At 67.2% G+C, this 19,253-nt stretch carries 17 protein-coding genes; 8 read left to right on the top strand and 9 right to left on the bottom strand.

All coding sequences use genetic code 11. The annotated features are described in order from the left end of the window. Positions 1–107 precede the first annotated feature (107 nt). Both gltP and ACI766_RS29610 read left to right on the top strand, forming a co-directional pair. Positions 108–1,442: a glutamate/aspartate:proton symporter GltP gene (gene gltP, locus ACI766_RS29615; protein ID WP_003096956.1), complete on the top strand. Its 1,335-nt coding sequence runs from the start codon at positions 108–110 to the stop codon at positions 1,440–1,442. A 104-nt stretch (positions 1,443–1,546) separates the two neighbouring features. After that, entirely contained in the window at positions 1,547–2,776 is a 1,230-nt protein-coding gene (locus ACI766_RS29610) for a nucleoside recognition domain-containing protein (RefSeq protein WP_003096953.1), read from the top strand. An 18-nt stretch (positions 2,777–2,794) separates the two neighbouring features. On the opposite strand, the gene ACI766_RS29605 is transcribed toward ACI766_RS29610, so the two are convergent. Beyond that, positions 2,795–3,835, bottom strand: a complete 1,041-nt coding sequence (locus ACI766_RS29605; protein WP_003114118.1) for a DUF5924 family protein — start codon at positions 3,833–3,835, stop codon at positions 2,795–2,797. A 373-nt stretch (positions 3,836–4,208) separates the two neighbouring features. On the opposite strand from ACI766_RS29605, the gene ACI766_RS29600 reads away from it, so the two are divergent. Then, complete coding sequence (locus ACI766_RS29600) at positions 4,209–5,498, top strand: MFS transporter (RefSeq protein WP_003096941.1); 1,290 nt, start codon at positions 4,209–4,211, stop codon at positions 5,496–5,498. A 142-nt stretch (positions 5,499–5,640) separates the two neighbouring features. Then, positions 5,641–6,201: a GNAT family N-acetyltransferase gene (locus ACI766_RS29595; protein WP_003096934.1), complete on the top strand. Its 561-nt coding sequence runs from the start codon at positions 5,641–5,643 to the stop codon at positions 6,199–6,201. Between the two features lie 5 nt (positions 6,202–6,206). Here ACI766_RS29595 and ACI766_RS29590 read toward each other — a convergent pair whose 3' ends face one another. Together ACI766_RS29590 and ACI766_RS29585 are read right to left on the bottom strand one after the other, a co-directional pair. Beyond that, complete coding sequence (locus ACI766_RS29590; protein WP_003121371.1) at positions 6,207–7,580, bottom strand: M16 family metallopeptidase; 1,374 nt, start codon at positions 7,578–7,580, stop codon at positions 6,207–6,209. 68 nt (positions 7,581–7,648) lie between these two features. Beyond that, positions 7,649–9,397 carry a Na/Pi cotransporter family protein gene (locus ACI766_RS29585; protein WP_003096931.1) on the bottom strand — a complete coding sequence of 583 codons (1,749 nt, stop codon included), beginning with the start codon at positions 9,395–9,397 and terminating at the stop codon, positions 7,649–7,651. Between the two features lie 353 nt (positions 9,398–9,750). Here ACI766_RS29585 and ACI766_RS29580 point away from each other — a divergent pair, with 353 nt between their 5' ends. From ACI766_RS29580 to prfH, 3 genes are all read left to right on the top strand, one after another. After that, positions 9,751–10,551 (top strand): substrate-binding periplasmic protein, encoded by an 801-nt coding sequence (locus ACI766_RS29580; RefSeq protein ID WP_003121370.1) that lies wholly within the window; start codon positions 9,751–9,753, stop codon positions 10,549–10,551. Between the two features lie 367 nt (positions 10,552–10,918). Continuing rightward, positions 10,919–12,058 (top strand): RNA ligase RtcB family protein, encoded by a 1,140-nt coding sequence (locus ACI766_RS29575; protein ID WP_003121369.1) that lies wholly within the window; start codon positions 10,919–10,921, stop codon positions 12,056–12,058. Further along, the gene (prfH, locus tag ACI766_RS29570) at positions 12,055–12,669 is read left to right on the top strand and encodes a peptide chain release factor H (protein ID WP_003114116.1); all 615 of its coding nucleotides are present in this window, start codon (positions 12,055–12,057) and stop codon (positions 12,667–12,669) included. The genes ACI766_RS29575 and prfH overlap by 4 nt, the downstream gene beginning before the upstream one ends. A gap of 5 nt (positions 12,670–12,674) precedes the next feature. Here the strand turns inward: prfH and ACI766_RS29565 are convergent, their stop codons facing one another. The 4 genes from ACI766_RS29565 to ACI766_RS29550 all read right to left on the bottom strand — a co-directional run bounded on the left by ACI766_RS29565 (position 12,675) and on the right by ACI766_RS29550 (position 16,347). Next, complete coding sequence (locus tag ACI766_RS29565) at positions 12,675–13,439, bottom strand: TerC family protein (protein WP_023122433.1); 765 nt, start codon at positions 13,437–13,439, stop codon at positions 12,675–12,677. A gap of 20 nt (positions 13,440–13,459) precedes the next feature. After that, positions 13,460–14,764, bottom strand: a complete 1,305-nt coding sequence (locus tag ACI766_RS29560; RefSeq protein WP_003096918.1) for a CitMHS family transporter — start codon at positions 14,762–14,764, stop codon at positions 13,460–13,462. Between the two features lie 279 nt (positions 14,765–15,043). Beyond that, entirely contained in the window at positions 15,044–15,406 is a 363-nt protein-coding gene (locus ACI766_RS29555; protein WP_003102543.1) for a DUF2388 domain-containing protein, read from the bottom strand. Next, positions 15,403–16,347, bottom strand: a complete 945-nt coding sequence (locus ACI766_RS29550) for an AEC family transporter (RefSeq protein ID WP_003096914.1) — start codon at positions 16,345–16,347, stop codon at positions 15,403–15,405. Before ACI766_RS29550 ends, ACI766_RS29555 begins: the two co-directional genes overlap by 4 nt. A gap of 67 nt (positions 16,348–16,414) precedes the next feature. On the opposite strand from ACI766_RS29550, the gene ACI766_RS29545 reads away from it, so the two are divergent. Next, entirely contained in the window at positions 16,415–16,834 is a 420-nt protein-coding gene (locus tag ACI766_RS29545; RefSeq protein ID WP_023087936.1) for a GFA family protein, read from the top strand. 107 nt (positions 16,835–16,941) lie between these two features. Here the strand turns inward: ACI766_RS29545 and ACI766_RS29540 are convergent, their stop codons facing one another. Together ACI766_RS29540 and ACI766_RS29535 are read right to left on the bottom strand one after the other, a co-directional pair. Next, a complete protein-coding gene (locus ACI766_RS29540; protein ID WP_003102547.1) occupies positions 16,942–18,900 on the bottom strand; it encodes a DUF4105 domain-containing protein in 1,959 nt (652 codons plus the stop codon). Continuing rightward, a complete protein-coding gene (locus tag ACI766_RS29535) occupies positions 18,897–19,217 on the bottom strand; it encodes a DUF2388 domain-containing protein (RefSeq protein ID WP_003114112.1) in 321 nt (106 codons plus the stop codon). Before ACI766_RS29535 ends, ACI766_RS29540 begins: the two co-directional genes overlap by 4 nt. Positions 19,218–19,253 lie beyond the last annotated feature (36 nt).

Below are 19,253 nucleotides of genomic sequence, written 5' to 3'. Positions count from 1 at the left end.
TAGACGGGGTAGGGGAGCGCATGAATCATTGCGCCCTTTCGCCTGTCGGGAGCGACTCTCCCGTTGGAGCGACTCCCGACTTCCACAAGAATTAAGGGTGACGAAACATGGGTAAAGCCAAGCTAAGCCTCGCCTGGCAGATCGTGATCGGTCTGGCACTCGGTATCGCCGTCGGCGCAGTGCTCAACCATTTCAGCGCCGAAAAGGCCTGGTGGATCGCCAACGTGCTGCAACCGGCCGGCGACATCTTCATCCGTCTGATCAAGATGATCGTGGTGCCGATCGTGATTTCCTCGCTGGTGGTCGGCATCGCCGGCGTCGGCGACGCGAAGAAGCTTGGCCGCATCGGCCTGAAGACCATCATCTACTTCGAGATCGTCACCACCGTCGCCATCGTCGTCGGCCTGCTGCTGGCCAACCTGTTCCAGCCCGGCACCGGCATCGACATGAGCACCCTGGGTACCGTGGACATTTCCCAGTACCAGAAGACCACCCAGGAAGTGCAGCATGACCATGCGTTCATCGCGACCATCCTCAACCTGATTCCCTCCAACGTCTTCGCCGCCATCGCCCGTGGCGAGATGCTGCCGATCATCTTCTTCTCGGTGATGTTCGGCCTCGGCCTGTCGAGCCTGCCCAACGACCTGCGCGAGCCGCTGGTGAAGGTGTTCCAGGGCGTTTCCGAGACCATGTTCAAGGTCACCCACATGATCATGAAGTACGCCCCTATCGGTGTCTTCGCCCTGATCGCGGTGACCGTCGCCAACTTCGGCTTCGCCTCGCTGCTGCCGCTGGCCAAGCTGGTGATCCTGGTCTACGTGGCCATCGTCTTCTTCGCCCTGGTGGTGCTGGGCCTGATCGCGCGGATGTTCGGCTTCTCGATCATGCGCCTGATCCGCATCTTCAAGGACGACCTGGTCCTCGCCTATTCCACCGCCAGCTCGGAAACCGTGCTGCCGCGCATCATCGAGAAAATGGAAGCCTACGGCGCGCCGAAGGCGATCAGCAGCTTCGTGGTGCCCACCGGCTACTCCTTCAACCTCGATGGCTCGACCCTGTACCAGAGCATCGCGGCGATCTTCATCGCGCAGCTCTACGGCATCGACCTGTCCATCGGCCAGCAGATCATGCTGGTGCTGACCCTGATGGTGACCTCCAAGGGTATCGCCGGCGTGCCGGGCGTATCCTTCGTGGTGCTGCTCGCCACCCTGGGCAGCGTCGGCATCCCGCTCGAGGGCCTGGCCTTCATCGCCGGCGTGGACCGCATCATGGACATGGCGCGCACCGCCCTCAACGTGATCGGCAATGCCCTCGCGGTGCTGGTCATCTCCAAGTGGGAAGGCATGTACGACGCGGCCAAGGGCCAGCGCTACTGGGATTCGCTGCCGCACCTGCGGCAGGCGGTCGGCGAAGCCAAGGGCAAGCAGGCCACCCTCGAATAAGGCGGCTTCCCGCCCAGGAGGCCCCGGCATCGTCCGGGGCCTCGGCGTTTCTGGCGCCGGCACCGCCTGCGCCGCTATCATCCGCGCAACGCGGGGGATTCTGAATGCTGAACGGCTTGTGGTTGGGTTTTTTCCTGGTGGCGGCGGCGAGTGCGCTGGCGCGCTGGTTGATCGGCGGCGATGCGACGGTGTTCGCGGCGATGGTGGAGAGCCTGTTCGCCATGGCCAAGCTGGCGGTCGAGGTGATGGTCCTGCTGTTCGGCACCCTGACGCTCTGGCTCGGCTTCCTGCGCATCGCCGAGAAGGCCGGGCTGGTGGAGCGCCTGGCGGTGCTGCTCGGTCCGTTGTTCCGCCGGCTGATGCCGGAAGTGCCGCCGGGGCATCCGGCGATCGGCCTGATCACCCTGAACTTCGCCGCCAATGGCCTGGGTCTGGACAACGCCGCCACGCCGATCGGCCTGAAGGCGATGAAGGCGTTGCAGGAGCTCAATCCCAGCAGCACCACCGCGAGCAATGCGCAGATCCTCTTCCTGGTGCTCAACGCCTCGTCCCTGACCCTGCTGCCGGTGACTATCTTCATGTACCGCGCGCAGCAGGGCGCGGCCGATCCGACCCTGGTATTCCTGCCGATCCTCCTGGCCACCAGCGCCTCGACCCTGGCCGGCCTGCTGTCGGTGGCGCTGATGCAGCGCCTGCGCTTGTGGGACCCGGTGGTGCTGGCCTACCTGATCCCCGGCGCGTTGCTGCTGGCCGGCTTCATGGCGGTGCTCGGCACGCTCTCGGCCACCGCGCTGGCGCAGCTGTCCTCGCTGCTGGGCAACCTGACGCTGTTCAGCCTGATCGTGCTGTTCCTGATCGTCGGCGCGCTGAAGAAGGTGCCGGTCTACGAGAGCTTCGTGGAGGGGGCGAAGGAAGGTTTCGACGTCGCCAGGAACCTGTTGCCGTACCTGGTCGCAATGCTTTGCGCGGTTGGCGTGTTGCGCGCTTCCGGGGCGCTGGAAGTGGTACTCGGCGGGATACGCTGGGCGGTCGAGGGGCTGGGTTGGGACAGCCGCTTCGTCGAGGCGCTGCCCACCGCGCTGGTCAAGCCGTTCTCCGGCAGCGCGGCGCGGGCGATGCTGCTGGAGACCATGCAGACCCACGGCGTCGACAGTTTCCCGGCGCTGGTCGCCGCCACCGTGCAGGGCAGTACCGAGACCACCTTCTACGTGCTCGCCGTCTATTTCGGCTCGGTCGGCCTGCAGCGCGCGCGCCACGCGGTGGGCTGCGCGCTGACCGCGGACCTGGCCGGGGTCATCGCCTCCATCGGCGTGTGCTACTGGTTCTTCGCCTGAGGTCGCCAGGCTTCGACGTCACTGGGTGACGTCGAAGCGCAGGGTGCCGATCATCTGTCCGGCCTCGGTGAGTACCTTCACCTGCCAGTGGCCGACCGGGTCGCCGGGGAAGTTCTGCTTGTGGGTCCAGGCCCGGTAGCCCTCCTTGCGGCCGCCGTGGATATCCAGGGCGATGCGGTCGAACTCCTTCCCGTTGAACATCCACACGTGATAGATGCGCTCGTCGAGGCCGCGCGGCGCGTTGATCGCGGTATAGGCGAACAGGCCCTGGCTGCGCAACTGGGCGGCGCCGACCTGCTCCAGGCTGTCGCCGGGCGTGCGGCTCTGGTCGTCGAACTGGCTGCTCACCGCCACTTCGGTCAGCCACAGGGTGGCCGGCGGTACCCAGGTGCGGCCGAACCATCCGGCCAGGCCCACCGCCAGGGTCAGGCCGAGAAGCAGGAAGCCGCGCCACCAGTGCTGTAGCGGGAAGGTCACGAGCAGGCTGGGGAAGGACAGCACGACGGCGATGCCCAGCGACAACCGGTAGCTTTCCGGGGTGGTCAGGTGCAGCAGGATCGGCAGCGAGGTCAGCAACACCGCGAACAGGGTCAGGGTGTGGTAGGCGAGGAACACCCAGCGACGCCTGGACAGCCAGCGATAGTAGAGCGGATCGGTGATGGAGATCAGTGCCGCGGCGGCCAGCGTCCCTGTGAACAGCGCCTGGCCGCTGTTCCAGGTGGTGGTGATGAGAAAGAACGGGAGGACGAAGAACAGGCTTTCCTGGTGGATCAGTTGGGTCGCGTAGCGCAGCAGCGGCGCCGGGATCTCCCAGCCGAAGCGGCGGGCGAAGGTCTCCCGCAGGAGGTTCTCGAGGATCAACCAGACCCAACTGACCAGCATGATGATCGCCAGCACCTGGGCGAAGCCCTTCTGCCGGTCGACCATGATGAAACTGAACACGCCCGAACAGAAGCCGAACAGGGCGATGGTGCGCGGATAGCGGGCCATCAGGCCGCCGACCAGGGCGATCAGTTGCTCCAGGCGGGCCTTGAGGACGGGGCGTTGTTGGTTGGGCATGGGGACCAGCGGGTTCTCGATCGGAGCTGCTCGGCCAGCCGGCCGGGGCGCGCAGCATAACCCCGGCCGGGTTTCCTGGGTATGAACGAAGGACAGCTGCCGCGTGGCGAATGTTTCCTTCGCCCGACAGAGGCTCCGCTCTCCTTTCTGGAGGTCGACCAGGGAAAAAGGCGTCGCTTTCCCGACCGATGGTCGCGAAGCTTTCGACAGCCTTTCAAACCCCTTCAATTCGCACCTTTCGGGCAATTTTAGATTGTTCGACAGGAGTTTTTACACATATGGTTACAACTCGGTCGATGGATGACGTACCCGCCTGCGTGGCCATCGACGCCGCCATGGACCGCTTCCCCGTGTCTGCCTGAGTGTGTGTCCCATGGCCTCTAATAAATCCAAAGGTGTCGCCATTTTCCGTGTGGTCAGTGGCAACTTCCTCGAGATGTACGACTTCATGGTGTATGGCTTCTACGCCACCGCCATCGCCAAGACCTTCTTCCCCGGCGACAACCCGTTCGCCTCCCTGATGCTGTCCCTCGCCACCTTTGGCGCCGGCTTCCTGATGCGGCCGCTGGGTGCGGTGTTCCTGGGCGCCTACATCGATCGCCACGGCCGCCGCCAGGGCCTGATCATCACCCTCGGCCTGATGGCCATGGGGACCCTGCTGATCGCCTTCGTTCCCGGCTATGCCACGCTGGGCGTGGCGGCGCCGTTGCTGGTGCTGTTCGGCCGGCTCCTGCAGGGTTTTTCCGCCGGCGTCGAGCTGGGAGGGGTTTCGGTCTACCTGTCGGAGATCGCCACGCCAGGACGCAAAGGCTTCTTCGTCAGTTGGCAGTCGGCCAGCCAGCAGGTCGCGGTGGTCTTCGCCGGCCTGCTCGGCGTGCTCCTCAACCAGTGGCTGAGCCCGCAGGACATGGGCGAATGGGGCTGGCGCGTGCCGTTCTTCATCGGCTGCCTGATCGTTCCGGCGCTGTTCGTCATCCGTCGCTCGCTGGAGGAAACGCCGGAGTTCGAGGCGCGCACCCACCGACCGTCGCTGTCGCAGGTGCTGCGCTCCATCGGGCAGAACTTCGGCGTAGTGCTGGCCGGTACCGCGATGGTGGTGATGACCACCGTATCGTTCTACCTGATCACCGCCTACACGCCGACCTTCGGCAAGAACGAACTGCAACTGTCGGACCTCGACAGCCTGCTGGTGACCATGTGCATCGGCCTGTCCAACTTCATCTGGCTGCCGGTGATGGGCGCGTTCTCCGACCGCATCGGGCGCAAGCCATTGTTGCTGGGTGCCTCCGCGCTGGCACTGCTGACCGCCTACCCGGCGCTGTCCTGGCTGGTCCGCGAGCCGAGTTTCGCCGGCCTGCTCGGCGTCGAGTTGTGGCTGTCGTTCCTCTACAGCAGCTACAACGGCGCGATGGTGGTGGCGTTGACCGAGGTGATGCCGGCGGACGTGCGCACTACCGGTTTCTCCCTCGCCTACAGCCTGGCTACGGCGACCTTCGGTGGTTTCACCCCGGCGGTCTGCACCTGGCTGATCCACACCCTGGACAACCGCGCGGCCCCGGGCATCTGGCTCAGTGGCGCGGCGCTGCTGGGGCTGCTCGCCACCCTGGTGCTGTTCCGCCGGCGCGGCAAGGAGATCGCCGAGGCCGAGCTGGCCAACGCCTGAGGCGTTTCGCCGCATGCCGTGCGTCGGCTCCCGCCGGGGCTGCGGCGGCGGCGTTGATGTCGATCAACCGGAGCTGCGCCAAACCGCGTAGACAGGAAGGAAGTGGTTGTACCGACTTCCTTCCCTTCCTGGAGATCGCATCATGTCCAATGTACAAAATGCCAGCCGGTCTTCCGCGTTCGCGGCGGTAGAGGGCGACCATTGGGTCGAGTCCCTCGACGATGGCCGCCACGTGCTGATCCGTCCCCTGCGCGAGGAGGACCGGGAGCGCGAACGCCAGTTCATCAACCGGCTGTCCCCGGCGACCCGCCACTTCCGCTTCCTCGGCGAGATCAAGGAAGCCAGCCCGGCGCTGCTCGATCAACTGATGGACATCGACTACCAGCAGAGCATGGCCTTCGTTGCCCTGGTGCACGAGGACGGTGAGCTGCGCGAGGTCGGTATCAGCCGCTACGCCGCCTGCTGCGAGGAAGGGCAGTGCGAATGCGCGGTAACCATCGCCGACGACTACCAGGGTCTGGGCCTCGACGCCGTGCTGATGCGCCATCTGATCGACGTGGCGCGGCGCAACGGCTTCCGCCAGATGTATTCGGTGGACTCGGCGGCCAACCGGGCGATGCGCGACCTTTGTTGCGCACTGGGCTTCGTCGGCCAGCGCGACCCGGACGACTCGACCCAGGTCATCCACCGCCTGGCCCTGTAGCCCGGTCAGGCGCGCCGGCGGCGCAGGCCGAACCAGAGCAGGCCGCTGGCCAGGAGACCGGCGGCGAGCAGCAATGGGTAGAGCATGTCGTCGTCGAATAGCGGCTTTTCGATGCGCAGGTAGCCTTCGCCGTCGAACAGCCGCTTCGCCAGCGCGTTCGCCTGTTGCAGGCTGACCTTCGCCAGGCGGCGCTCCTCATTGGGGAAATGGCCGTCCTCGTAGTCGGCCAGCGAGCCCCAGTAATAGTCCGCCAGCGCCGCGTTGCCCTGGGTGCTCCAGGCCAGCCTGGCGCGCTCGGCGAATTGCACCCGCTTGAAACGCCCCGGGTCCAGGCCATGCTGGCGGATGCCGCCGAGCAACTCGCGCAGGGCGGCCTCGGTGGCGGGTAGGTCGCTGCGCTCGACATCCGCGTCGAGGCTGAAGAAGCCCTGGTTGGCGAACACCTGGCGATCGGTCGATGGCCCGTAGGTGAGTCCGCGACGCACACGCAGGTCGGCGTACAGCGCGTCGTTCATATAGGCCTGGAGCAGGACCATGGCGTCCGGGTCGGCGTCGTCCGGCTCCGGATAGATCCAGTGCAGCATCGCACCCTCGCCGAATGGCCGGGTGATCAGGGTGCGCCTGGCCTCGGCATGCCCGTTGGCCGCCGGCAGCTCGCGGCGCTCGGGGAGCTCGTGGTCTTCCAGGGTGCCGAAGGTCCGGGTCAGATAGGCCGGCAGGCGCGGATCGAGGTCACCGACCAGGATCAGGGTCATGTTGCCCGGTACGTACCAGTCGCTGCGCAGCCGCTCCAGCTGCTCCGCGCCAAGCGGCGCCAGCGGCGCGCGCTGGGAGCAGGCCAGGCCCAGTTCCACCGCCAGTTGGTCCATGGCGCCACGGCCCAGGTTCTCGCGGTCGAGCCAGCGCTGCAGGTGCGAGTAATGGCCGCCGCCTTCGCGCTCGATCACTCGCTTGGCGGCGGCGATGCGCGGCTCGTCCAGTTCGGTGCGGGTGATGGTGTCCAGCAGCAGGTCTAGGACCTGCCGCTGGGTGGCGGCAGGTGCCTCGATGACGAAGGTGGTGTCGCCTTCGCTGGTGTAGGCGTTCCATTGTCCGCCGAGGGCCTGCATGCGGGCTTCCAGGTCGGCCTCGTCGCCGCCGTCCAGGCCGCTGAAGAACAGGTGCTCGAGCAGGTGCGGCAGCTGCTTTTCACGGCACGAGAAGTCGGCGAAACCGACCCCCACCACCAGCCGGATCGAGACGTGTCGGTGCTGCTCGGTGGGCTTGAGCAGCACGCCCATGCCGTTTTCCAGCTGGAAGGCTTCGACCTCGCTGCGCTGGTCGGCGTACGACCAGGGGCAGAGCAGGCAGAACAGCAGCAGGGTGGACAACGAACGCATGGGCCGAGCCTGGAACTGAAAATACCGAGAATAGCGGATGCTTCATGACGAACCTACCCGCAGAACGGCTAATGTCGCGAACGGCGCGTTTCCGCTCGCTCCTCGGCGAGCGCTGGCTCGGCCAGCGGCGCCGAGGTCATGTCGTCGACTTCGTCGGCCCAGTCGTCCTCGTCCCGCCGAGTGCCCTCGTCGGCCGCGCTGCTCGGCGCGTCTGGATTGTCCAGCACGGCGTAGGCGATGGCGCAGAACAGCGAGTTGAGACGCTTCATGTCGCTGATCAGGTCCAGGTGCAGCGAGCTGGTCTCGATGCTCTGTACCACCTGCTGGTGCAGGCGGTCGACATGGGCATGGGCGTAGCGCCGTTCCTGCAGACGGAAGCGCTGCTTGGCCCGGCGCAGGCGCTTGGCGCTGTCGAGGTCGCCGTTGAGGAACACCGAGAGACCCAGGCGCAGGTTGGAGACCAACTGCTGGTACAAGGTGCCGATCTCTTCCAGGCCGGTGTCGGAGAACGAGCGGCTGCGCGAGGTCTTCTTGTCCTGCACGGCGGCGAGCATGTGCTCGATGATGTCGCCGGCCTGCTCCAGGTTGATCGCCAGCTCGATGATCTCCGCCCAGCGCCGGCTGTCGCGTTCGGACAGGTCCTCGCGCGGCATCCTTGCCAGATACAGCTTGATCGCGGTGTAGAGGGCGTCGACGTCGTCGTCGAGCTTGCGGATGTCCTTGCCGAGCAGCGGATCGCCGCCGCGGATGATCTGCATCAGATTGTTCAGCATCTGCTCGACGGTGTCGCCCATGCGCAGGGTCTCGCGCACCGCGTTGGCCAGCGCCAGGCTCGGCGTGTCGAGGGCGGCGGGGTCGAGATGGCGCGGCCGGGCGACGTCGTCGGGAAGGGCACGGTCGGGCATCACACGGGTGCAGAAGCTGGCCATGGCGTTGGTCAGCGGCAGGCAGGCGAGGCAGCGTGCGGCGTTGTAGAGCACGTGGAAGGCGATCACCAGTTCGGCTGTGCTGAACTGCCAGTGATCCATCCAGTCCGCCAGCGGCCCCACCAGGGGCAGCACCAGCAGGCAGCCGGCGACCTTGAACAACAGGCTGCCGAGGGCCACCCGGCGACCGGCGGCGTTTTGCGCGGTGGCGCTGAGCATGGCCAGGATGCCGCTGCCGAGGTTGGCGCCGACCACCAGGCACAGCGCGACTTTCAGCGAGATCACCTTGGACGCGGCGAGGGTCGCGGTAAGCAGCACGGCGGCCAGGCTGGAATAGGAAATCATGGCGAACAACGCGCCGGTCAGCGCGTCGAGCATGATGTCGCCGGTCAGGCTGGAGAACAGTACCTTGACGCCCTTGGCTTGGGTCATCGGCTCGGCGGCGGCGACGATCAGCTGGAGCGCCAGGATGATCAGGCCGAGGCCGATGAATACCCGGCCGAGCTGGCCGAGGCGGGTCTGTTTGCGGCTGAGGAAGAAAATCACGCCGAAGAAGATCAGCAATGGCGAAAGCCACGACAGGTCGAGGGTCAGCACCCGCGCCATCAGCGCGGTGCCGACATCGGCGCCGAGCATGATCGCCAGGGCCGGCGCCAGTGCCATCAGGCCCTGGGCGACGAAGGAGGTGGCCAGCAGGGCGGTGGCGTTGCTGCTTTGCACCAGGGCGGTGACGCCGATGCCGGCGGCGAACGCCAGCGGGCGTTTTTCCACGCTGCGACTGAGGATGCGCCGCAGGTCGGCGCCGTAGACCCGGAGGATTCCGGTGCGGACGATATGCGTGCCCCACACCAGCAGGGCGACGGCAGAGAGCAGGTCGAGCAGTTTCAGCATGGCGTGGCCCCCCTGGCACTACGACGAATGGCCAACCTCGCGCCAGGTTCCGCGTGCGTTGCGCCGCGGAGCCCGGACAACGGCGCCAACGGCCACGATGGAAAGGCAGCGTTCAGGCGAGTTGTAACACGAACGTCATATTTGGACAGACGCCCCCCGCGGGAGTTCGTCTCGGCAGCCCGAGCGGCAGGGCGCCTACCCTTCATTCAAGCGTGCGCGCCGCGAAACGGCGAGGATTTTTTCGCCTTCCGTTCGATGCATGCGTTTGCGCCACAGGCCATGGAATTAGCCGACAGGAAGGGTATCCTTTGCACCTTTTAAAAAGCCCCGGTCTAGAGGGATACAGAGGAGTGGTGCGGATGCGATTTTCGGGGATCAGTGGCTGCCTCTCGGCAGCGGTGTTGGCGCTCGGGGTAGGGGGAGCGCCGGTGGTTCAGGCCGATGCGCTGGGCGATAGCCTGGAACAGGCGCACATCCGCAAGGCGACCTTCGCCGCGCCGGCCTGGGAAGGCTATACCAACGCCGACGGCAGCGGTCTGTACTGGGACCTGCTGAAGCAGGTCTATGCGCCCTACGGGCTCGACGTGAAATTCATCAACATGCCCTGGAACCGCGCCAACAAGCTGATGACCGCGGGCTCCATGGTCGATGGCGTGCCGGGCGAGATCCCCGGCGTTGAGGGCAAGCTGTACGCCCAGTTGCCGATCGACATCGAGTACCACGGCGTGATGCATGCGGCGAAGACGCCCTTTTCCGGCCGCGCCAGCCTCACCGGCAAGCGCGTCGGCTGGCGCCACAGCTACAACCTGATCCCCGCGGAGCAGCGCGACTTCACCCTGGTCGAGTGCGTCCGCCCCGAGCGTTGCACCGAGCAGGTCCAGAACGGCGAGCTGGATTTCTTCCTCGACGAGCCGGACGAACTGGAAAAGCAGCGCAGCGAAGCGCATCTGCCGGCCGACGCCTACCCGATCGCGCAACTGCCGCCCGGCAAGGAGTCCTTCATGACCTTCGCCGACAGCGCCAGCGGCCGGCTCCTGCGCGAGGTCTACGACGCGCGGGTACGGCAGATGGCGGCGTCCGGCGAGCTGCGGGCGCTCTACCAGCGCTGGAACAGCGAGGTGCCCGGCGCCGTGCAGGCTCTTTCGGCGCAGTGATGCGCCGCTCATTTCCATCGCGAAGCCTTTCCGGGGCTTGCGCGGTGGGAATGAAACGCCTAGGATTCGCCCTTCATTTCTCCCACTTACGCACCGCAAAGGAGGTTACATCGATGATTCAGTTCTCTACCCTTTGCAGGCTGCGCCTGGCCTAACGGCCACCGAAACCTACCGCTCGACCCCCTGCACCGCTGAACGATTCCCGCCCTTGCGTCCGCGCAAGCTTCCGGCGAGAGGTCATCGGCTGCCGCGGTCACCGCTCCCCAGGTTTTCACTTCTCCGTTAGACGCCCTTCGCCCTTCCGCGAGTGCCCGCTCGGCTTCGGTCTGCCCCCCGGATCTACCGTTTCAATCACATGGATTGGATTATGGGCAACTACATCAAGCCTTTGTCCGCGGGCGTCGCACTGATCGCCTCGGACAGCACCTGGATCGAAGGCAAGGCGATCCAGCAACTGCAAACCACCGCCGAACTGGACGGCATGTGCCGCGTCGTCGGTCTCCCGGACCTGCATCCCGGCCGCGGCTATCCGGTCGGCGCGGCGTTCTTCTCCGTCGGTCGCTTCTATCCGGCGCTGGTCGGCAACGACATCGGCTGTGGCATGGCCCTGTGGGAAACCGGCCTGGCCCCCGGCAAGCTGTCGGCGGACAAACTGGAAAAGCGCCTGGGCAATCTCGACCTGCCGCTGGACGAGACCTGGAGCGACTGCATCGAAGCCCTGGATCTACCGGCCCGCGAGCACTGGCGCGCGCTCGGCACGATAGGCGGTGGCAACCACTTCGCCGAGCTACAGCAGGTCGAGACCGTGTTCGACCAGGCCGCCCTGCACGCCCTCGGCCTCGATGCCGGCCGCCTGCAACTGCTGGTGCACAGTGGCTCGCGCGGTCTCGGCCAGGCGATCCTGCAAGAGCAGGTCAGCCTGCATGGCCACGCCGGCCTGCTCGACGGCAGCCTGGAAGCTTCCGCCTACCTGGCGCGCCACGCCGATGCGCTGCGCTTCGCCGAGGGTAACCGCCAGCTCATCGCCCGGCGCATTCTCGAACGCTTGCGCTGCGACGGCCTGGAACTGCTCGACATCAACCACAACCTGGTGGCGCCGGCACAGGTCGATGGCGTCGACGGCTGGCTGCACCGCAAGGGCGCCACCCCGGCCGACCAGGGCGTGCTGGTGATCCCCGGCTCGCGCGGCGACTACAGCTACCTGGTGGAGCCTGTGCCGAGCGCGCAGAGCCTGTTCTCCCTGGCCCACGGCGCCGGTCGCAAATGGCAGCGCGGCGAGTGTCGGGAGCGTCTGGCGGCGCGCTTCAGCGTCGACCAGTTGGGCCGTACGCGCCTTGGCAGCAGGGTGATCTGTGGCGACCGCCAACTGATCTACGAGGAAGCGCCGGAAGCCTACAAGGGTATCGACTCGGTGGTCGGCGCGCTGCTCGAAGCCGGCCTGCTGCGCCTGGTCGCCCGCCTGAAGCCGGTGCTGACCTACAAGACCCGTGGGGAGTGCTGCCGATGATCCTGCTGCAACTCTCCGCGGCCCAGGGGCCGGCGGAATGCTGCCTGGCGGTGGCGAAGGCGTTCGAGCGGCTGTGCCTCGAGGCGGCGCAAGCCGGCGTCGAGGTCGAGGTAATCGAGGAGGTGGCCGGCGAGCGTCCGCGCACCTGGCGTTCGCTGCTCCTGGGGCTGCGCGGCACTGCCGCCGAAGCGCTCGCCGAGCGCTGGTGCGGCGGTATCCAATGGATCTGCCCCAGCCCCTACCGGGCAAGGCATGCGCGCAAGAACTGGTTCATCGGCGCGGAGCGCTTCGCCGCGCCGCCGGCCAGTCTGGAGGGCGAGATCCGTTTCGAGACCCTGCGCTCTTCCGGCCCCGGCGGCCAGCATGTCAACACCACCGACTCGGCGGTGCGCGCCACCCACCTGGCCAGCGGCATCAGCGTCAGGGTGCAGAGCCAGCGTAGCCAGCACGCCAACAAACGCCTGGCGATCCTGCTGATCGCCCGGCGCCTCGCGGACCAGGCGAGCAGCGCGGCCGACGCGCTGCGCGCGGAGCGCCGCCGGGCCCACGGTCGGATCAGTCGCGGCGCGGCTCGCCGGGTATTCCGCGGCGAGCGTTTCGAGCCGGCCTGAGCGGCTCAGTCGCCGAGCACTTCCTTGCGCAGCTTCACTGGCTCTTCGCCCCGCTTGCGCGCGGCAGCGCCGCGCATGCGGATGTTCAGCGCCTCCACGGCCAGGGAGAAGGCCATGGCGAAGTAGACGTAGCCCTTCGGCACATGGACTTCGAAGGCTTCGGCGATCAGCACCGTGCCGACCACGATGAGGAACGACAGGGCGAGCATCTTCAGCGACGGGTGCTTGTCGATGAAGTCGCTGATGGCGCCGGCGCAGAGCATCATCACCAGTACCGCGACGATGATCGCCGCGACCATCACCGGCACGTGGGAGACCATGCCGACGGCGGTGATCACCGAGTCCAGGGAAAAGACGATGTCGATGATCGCGATCTGGATGATGGTGCCGATGAAGCCGCTCGCCGACCCCTTCGGTTCATCGCCGCTTTCTTCCTCGCCTTCCAGGCCCTGGTAGATCTCCGAGCTGCTTTTCCAGAGCAGGAACAGGCCGCCGAAGAACAGGATCAGGTCGCGTCCGGAGATGCCCTGGCCGAACAGGTGGAAGAGGTCGGCGGTCAGGCGCATGACCCAGGTGATCGACAGCAACAGCAGGATCCGCGTCACCATCGCCAGGGCCAGGCCGAAGAAGCGGGTGCGTGGCTGCAGGTGCTTCGGCATGCGCCCGACCAGGATCGAGATCATGATGATGTTGTCGATGCCGAGGACGATCTCCAGGGCGGTCAGGGTGAAGAACGCAATCCAGATTTCCGGGCTGGTCAGCCATTCCATGAAGCGGTCACTCGTCTCGGTCAGTTACTGAACAGGGGGAACAGGCCCAGCAGCAGGGCCATGGCGAGGATTGCCAGGCACACCAGCACGGCCCATTTCAGGGTGAAGCGCTGGTGGTCGCCGAAGTCGATCTTGGCCAGCCCCACCAGCAGGTAGGTGGAGGGCACCAGCGGGCTGAGCAGGTGCACCGGCTGGCCGACGATCGAGGCGCGGGCCATTTCCACCGGGGTGATGCCGTATTCGGCGGCGGCCTGGGTGAGGATCGGCAGGACGCCGTAGTAGAAGGCGTCGTTGGACATGAAGAAGGTGAACGGCATGCTCACCAGCGCGGTGATGGTCGCCAGGTATGGGCCCAGCGCCGGCGGGATCACCGCCAGCAGGCTCTTGGACATGGCGTCGACCATCCCGGTGCCGGAGAGGATGCCGGTGAACACCCCGGCGGCGAAGATCAGCGAGACCACTGCGAGAATGTTCTCGGCGTGTGCGCCGATGCGCTTCTTCTGCTCCTGGATGCACGGGTAGTTGACGATCATGGCGATGCCGAAGGCGATCATGAACAGCACCGGCATCGGCAGCAGGCCGGCGATCAGGGTCGCCATCAGGACCACGGTGAGAATAGCGTTGAACCACAGCAGCTTGGGCCGGCGCGCCTCCGGATACTGCGACACGCTGATCTCCGCCAGGTCCTCATGGTCGGTGGGCAGGTGCAGCTCGCCGAGGCGGGCGCGCTCGCGCTTGCCGTAGATCCAGGCGATGGCGAAGATCGCCAGCAGCCCGGCGATCATCGCCGGGATCATCGGCACGAAGATATCCGCCGGGTCGACGTGCAGGGCACTCGCCGCGCGGGCGGTGGGGCCACCCCAGGGGGTCATGTTGAGCACGCCGCTGGAGAGCATGATCAGGCAGGCCATCACCAGCGGGCTCATGCCCAGGCGGCTGTACAACGGCAGTACGGCGGCCACGCAGATCATGTAGGTGGTCGAGCCGTCGCCGTCGAGGGAGACGATCATCGCCAGCGCCGCGGTGCCCAGCGAGACCTTCAGCGGGTCGCCCTTGACCAGCCGGAGGATCTTGCGCACCGCCGGGTCGAACAGCCCGGAGTCGATCATGATGGCGAAGTAGAGGATCGCGAACATCAGCATCACGCCGGTCGGCGCCAGGGTGCGGATGCCGTCGAGCATCATCGGGCCGAGGCCGGCGGCGAAACCGCCGATCAGGGCGAAGGCGATCGGGACCAGGATCAGCGCGATCAGCGCGGACAGGCGCTTGGTCATGATCAGGAACATGAAGGTCGCCACCATGGCGAAGGCGAGCAGGGTCAGCATGGGTTCACTCCGGGGAAGACGGCGGACGGGCGTGCGGCGTGCGGTCAGCAGGCGGCGGGCGGGTGGCGTCGCGCGGACGGAGTGCGGCTGTAGGCGTGTGCGGAACGGGGCATGGCAATCACCATTGTTGTTTTTGTACGGGTAAGCGGGCGTCTCGTGGGCGCGCCGTCGTGTCCGGTCTTCTGCCGGTGGTGGGCGGATGCTACGGCGGGAAGCTTTCAGGCAGCTTTCGCTGGATAACGGCGGGAAACGTGCGGGTAATTTCGGATATATGGTCGATCAGGGCTGCCGCGCGAGGAGCGCCGCGGCCAGTTGCAGGTCGCTGTACCCGGCGTATTCCGGGGCTTGGCGCAGGACCTGCAAGGCTGCCTGGAGGTACGCGCCACGGATCGCACCGTCGCTGGCGACGAAGCTGGCGGCGTCGTCCCGCGCCTGGACGAGCTTGTCGCCCTCGTCAGCGCTGGACTCCTGTGCGCTGACGGTGCTGCCGATGAACGGGCCGACGGTGGTGACGGCCGCCCAGAAGAAGGTGGCGGCGCCGGGTTCGTCGTCGAATTCGGGAAACACCTTGATGAAACCGAAGGCCGGTTGGCAGAGCAGGCAGAGCGCCGTGAGGGCGGCGGCGACGCGTCCTGTCGTCATGGGCTTCCTTGCAGCACGAGGAGTACGCCGACCAGAGTGGCGCCGGAAAGCAGCGTTTGCAAGGTAATGATGCCCGCCATCAGGTGGCCGTCGCCGCCCAGTTGGCGGGTCAGCACATAGGCGGTGGGCGCCGTCGGCAGGGCGAAGAACAGTACCAGCACGGCGCTTTCCATGCTCGGCAGGCCCAGCCCGCGAGCGATGGCGAAGGCCAGCAGGGGCATCGCCAGCAGCCGCGCCGCGCAGTTCCAGCCAAGGGCCGCGACTTCGCCGCCGAGTTCCTGGGGTTTCAGCGCCGCGCCGACGCACAGCAGGCCCAGCGGCAGGCTGGCCACCGCCAGCAGGTTGAGCAGGCGATCGCTGCCGCCGGGCAGGCCGACGCCGGCCAGGTTGACCAGTGCGCCGGCGAGGCAGGCGAGGATCAGCGGGTTCTTCAGGATCGGCAGCAGCAGCGCGCGCAGGCTGATGCCGCGCTCGGCGGTCAGCGCCCAGACCGACATCACGTTCACCGTCGGCACCATCAGCGCCAGCATCAGCGCGGCCAGGGTCAGGCCCGGCTTGCCGTACAGGCTGCCGACCGCGGCCAGGCCGAGATAGGTGTTGAAGCGCAATACGCCCTGGGCGATGGCGCCGAAGCGCCCGGCGTCCCAGCCGCGCCAGCGCTTGCAGAGCAGCAGGGCGAGCCAGGCGACGCCGAGCCCGAGCAGTACGGCCAGGGCCTGGCGGGCCAGGCCGGGGTCGTCCAGCGGCGCGGTCGCCAGGTTGCTGAACAGCAGCGCGGGAAACAGGATGAAGTAGTTCAGGCGTTCTGCGGCAGGCCAGAAGGCTTCGCCGGGAAAGTCCCAGCGGCGCAGGGCGTAACCGCCGACGATGAGGGCGAACAGCGGCCAGAGGGAGTAGAGCAGAGCGGTCACGGGCACCCCCGGATAGTGGAATCCGCTCATCTTGCGAGGTGGCTGCGGCACAGGGCAAGTCCGGCTTATGCTGGCACTCCCGCGAGGAGGATTCGCCATGCCCGAGACCCATACCGGCGGTTGCCATTGCGGCTATCTGCGCTACGCCGTCGCCGCGCCGCTGGACGATGTCGCTCACTGCCACTGCTCGATCTGCCGGCGCACCACAGGCGGCATCGTCACCACCTGGGCCACGGTGCCGCGCGCGGCGTTCCGCTGGCTGGCGGGCGAACCGGCGGAATATGCCTCGTCGGCCAGCTGCACGCGCTACTTCTGCCCGCGTTGCGGGGCCAACCTGGCGTTGTTCACCCGGCTCAGCGCCGATACCCTGGACTTCACCGTGGCCAGCCTCGACTATCCCGAGCGCGCCCCCGCCAACCGGCACATCTGGGTCGGCAGCCGCCTGCCATGGCTACACCTCGACCCGCAGTTGCCCGAAGAGGACGAGGAGTTCATCGCCGGAGCGGACGACCCGTGAGCGAAGACCGGAGGTGGCACCTGTAGGGCGAATAACGCAGAGCGTTATCCGCCGTCTGCGAGGCGCTGAAAGAGCGCTCGGGACCATGCGTCCTGCAGGCGCCTCCCTCAGGGCAGCATCAGCCCGCCGGCCGCCTTGTGCAGCTCGCGCAGGTGCGCGCCGACCTCCTTGATGTTGGCCTCGTTGGCTTCCAGCTCGGCGCGGCGCTCGGGATCGAGCAGGGCGCGGACCTCGCGGTCGAGGTCGTCGCTGAGCCGGCGCAGGCGCGCCTGGCGTTCGCGGGTCTGCTCTTCCAGGTGCTTCCACTCGGCGGCCTGCGGCAGGCCGTAGCCGCCCTCCAGGAGTTCCGCCGGACGACTGAGGAAGCCGCTGTCGTCGAGGATCTGCTGGAAGGTCTTGCCGGCCACTTCCAGGCGCTGGTCGCCGGCCGGCTTGTCCAGGTGGCCGAGGTACAGGCGCTTCAACTCGTCCTGGGCGAGCAGCAGCTGGCGCCGCAGCGAGGCCTGCTCGAGCAGCAGCAGCGCCGCGCTGGCGCGCAGGTCGGCCTTGGCGAACCAGGGCTGGCGCTCCCTGGCCGGCAGCGCCAGCCAGTCCTCGACCTTGTCCTGGGGAATGTGCAGGCGCTGCTTGAGCACGTCGAACATCGCCTGGTAGCGGTCGCGGAAGGAGTCGAAGCGGTAGCCCAGGCGCAGGGCTTCCTTGGGGTCGTCGAGCACACTGGGATCGGCCAGCTTGCGGTTCTCCAGCATCTCGAGCACGCCGTAGGGGGTGATGCTGTCCAGGCTTTGCAGCGGTCGCCGGGGGATGCCGCTGCGCAGCAGCTTGAGGGTTTCCACCGCGCAATTGTTGGAGATGAAGTAGTACTGGCCGTCGTAGCTCCAGTGACTCTGCGCGGCGCGCTCGACCAGGCTGGCGACCTCCTCGCGGTCCAGCTTCAGCGGCACCGAGGCGAGGCTGCGCAGCTCGACCTTGGTGTATTCCTCGATCACCTGCGACAGCGGCAGGACGAACAGGCGCGACGGATAGGCGCCGGTCAGGCCGTCCCAGCTGGACAATTGCAGGTCGCCGACGAAGGCGCGGTAGGACAGCACCAGATGCTGGTCGAGGTCCAGCCGGCAGTCCGGACCACGCGGCCGGCCGGGGGCGCAGATCACCAGGCGGAGCATGGTGTGGCCCCAGCGGCTGACCAGGTTGTCGTTGGCCTCGGCCAGCAGGTAGTCGACCTCGTAGACCCGCTCGGGGTCGAGCTGGCCCAGCGGCTGCTGGCCGAAGTCGCGGCCGGCGTTGAGGTAGGCGAAGCTCTGCGCACAGGCACTGTGTTCCGGCGCCCAGCCGAAGCGTTGCTGGTAGTAGCGGTAGAGCGCCGGGCGGCGGCAGGCGTAGCTGGGATCGAGGAGGAAGTACTCCATGTTCACCGCGACGAACTCGCGCGGATTGCTCAGCTCGTAGACGTCCGGGCTGCGCAGTACGAAGCCATTGTGCGCCTCGCGCCGCCCGCGCTGGCCGGCGCGCTGCGGCCAGCCGGCGAGATCGAGCAGGCGCGGGTCGTCGGAGAGCGTGAAGCGGCGACCGCTCTGCCCGCGGCAATCGGTGGGCTGGGCGATCCGGCCGAGGGTTTCTTCCTGGCGCGTGCAGCGGCGGATCTCGCGTTTTTCCTCCGCCGACCACAGGCGCGCGCGATCGTAGACGTGGGTCAGCTCGTGCAGCAGGGTCGCCAGCAGCTCGCGCCGCTCGGTGCCGTGCACGCGCCCGGTCTGGCGGCTGGCGGCGCTGCCGTCGGTGAGATCGGCCAGGTACTTGCGGTTCAGCGCGATGCGCTGCGGGCCACGGGCCTGGCCCATGCCGTTGGCGGGCAGGTCGTCGCGCCACTCGACCTCGATCTCGCGGTCCAGGCGTTCGCGGAAGGCCGGCGGCAACTTGTCCGCGGCTTCGTCCAAGAGTTGCTGGCTGGCCTCGCGCTGCGCAGGGTCCAGTTCAGGCGCGTCGAGTTTCAGGCGCAGGGCCGCCGTCGCGTTGCCGGCTCCGCAGAGGGCCAGCGCCAGCAGCCAGGCGCAGGCCTTCCTCACAGGGCGAGAATGGCTTCGGCAAGTACCTGGTCGGAGGCTTCCCGGGCTTCCGGCAGACGGCTGCGCAGGGTCCGCATCGCGGCTTCCAGCTGGGCGCCGCGAATGGCGCCGTCGCTGGCGACGAAACTGGCGGCGTCGTCGCGCGCCTCGGTGACCACTTTCATGTCGCGCACGGAAGTGGTGGTGTCGGAAGTGAAGTCGATGCTGCGGTCGAGGGCGCGGACGATGATATTGCTGGTCGCGACCACCGAGCGTGCTTCCGCGGCCGTGGCGCAGAGCGCCAGCAGCAGGGCGGCGAACAGGGGGCTATGACGCATGGAGCTACGGCGCATGGAGGTTCTCCGGAACGGTGG

Origin of the sequence: Pseudomonas sp. DL (assembly GCF_047199225.1) — a bacterium.
GTDB classification, from domain to species: Bacteria; Pseudomonadota; Gammaproteobacteria; order Pseudomonadales; family Pseudomonadaceae; genus Pseudomonas; species Pseudomonas aeruginosa.
The sequence above is the reverse complement of the archived record's forward strand: the minus strand, read 5'-3'. Positions and strand labels throughout refer to the sequence as shown.

Coding starts and splice junctions, on each gene's coding strand:
- gltP (WP_003096956.1), top strand. CDS start 108: ATGGGTAAAGCCAAGCTAAGCCTCGCCTGGCAGATCGTGATCGGTCTG.
- ACI766_RS29610 (WP_003096953.1), top strand. CDS start 1,547: ATGCTGAACGGCTTGTGGTTGGGTTTTTTCCTGGTGGCGGCGGCGAGT.
- ACI766_RS29605 (WP_003114118.1), bottom strand. CDS start 3,835: ATGCCCAACCAACAACGCCCCGTCCTCAAGGCCCGCCTGGAGCAACTG.
- ACI766_RS29600 (WP_003096941.1), top strand. CDS start 4,209: ATGGCCTCTAATAAATCCAAAGGTGTCGCCATTTTCCGTGTGGTCAGT.
- ACI766_RS29595 (WP_003096934.1), top strand. CDS start 5,641: ATGTCCAATGTACAAAATGCCAGCCGGTCTTCCGCGTTCGCGGCGGTA.
- ACI766_RS29590 (WP_003121371.1), bottom strand. CDS start 7,580: ATGCGTTCGTTGTCCACCCTGCTGCTGTTCTGCCTGCTCTGCCCCTGG.
- ACI766_RS29585 (WP_003096931.1), bottom strand. CDS start 9,397: ATGCTGAAACTGCTCGACCTGCTCTCTGCCGTCGCCCTGCTGGTGTGG.
- ACI766_RS29575 (WP_003121369.1), top strand. CDS start 10,919: ATGGGCAACTACATCAAGCCTTTGTCCGCGGGCGTCGCACTGATCGCC.
- prfH (WP_003114116.1), top strand. CDS start 12,055: ATGATCCTGCTGCAACTCTCCGCGGCCCAGGGGCCGGCGGAATGCTGC.
- ACI766_RS29565 (WP_023122433.1), bottom strand. CDS start 13,439: ATGGAATGGCTGACCAGCCCGGAAATCTGGATTGCGTTCTTCACCCTG.
- ACI766_RS29560 (WP_003096918.1), bottom strand. CDS start 14,764: ATGCTGACCCTGCTCGCCTTCGCCATGGTGGCGACCTTCATGTTCCTG.
- ACI766_RS29555 (WP_003102543.1), bottom strand. CDS start 15,406: ATGACGACAGGACGCGTCGCCGCCGCCCTCACGGCGCTCTGCCTGCTC.
- ACI766_RS29550 (WP_003096914.1), bottom strand. CDS start 16,347: ATGAGCGGATTCCACTATCCGGGGGTGCCCGTGACCGCTCTGCTCTAC.
- ACI766_RS29545 (WP_023087936.1), top strand. CDS start 16,415: ATGCCCGAGACCCATACCGGCGGTTGCCATTGCGGCTATCTGCGCTAC.
- ACI766_RS29535 (WP_003114112.1), bottom strand. CDS start 19,217: ATGCGTCATAGCCCCCTGTTCGCCGCCCTGCTGCTGGCGCTCTGCGCC.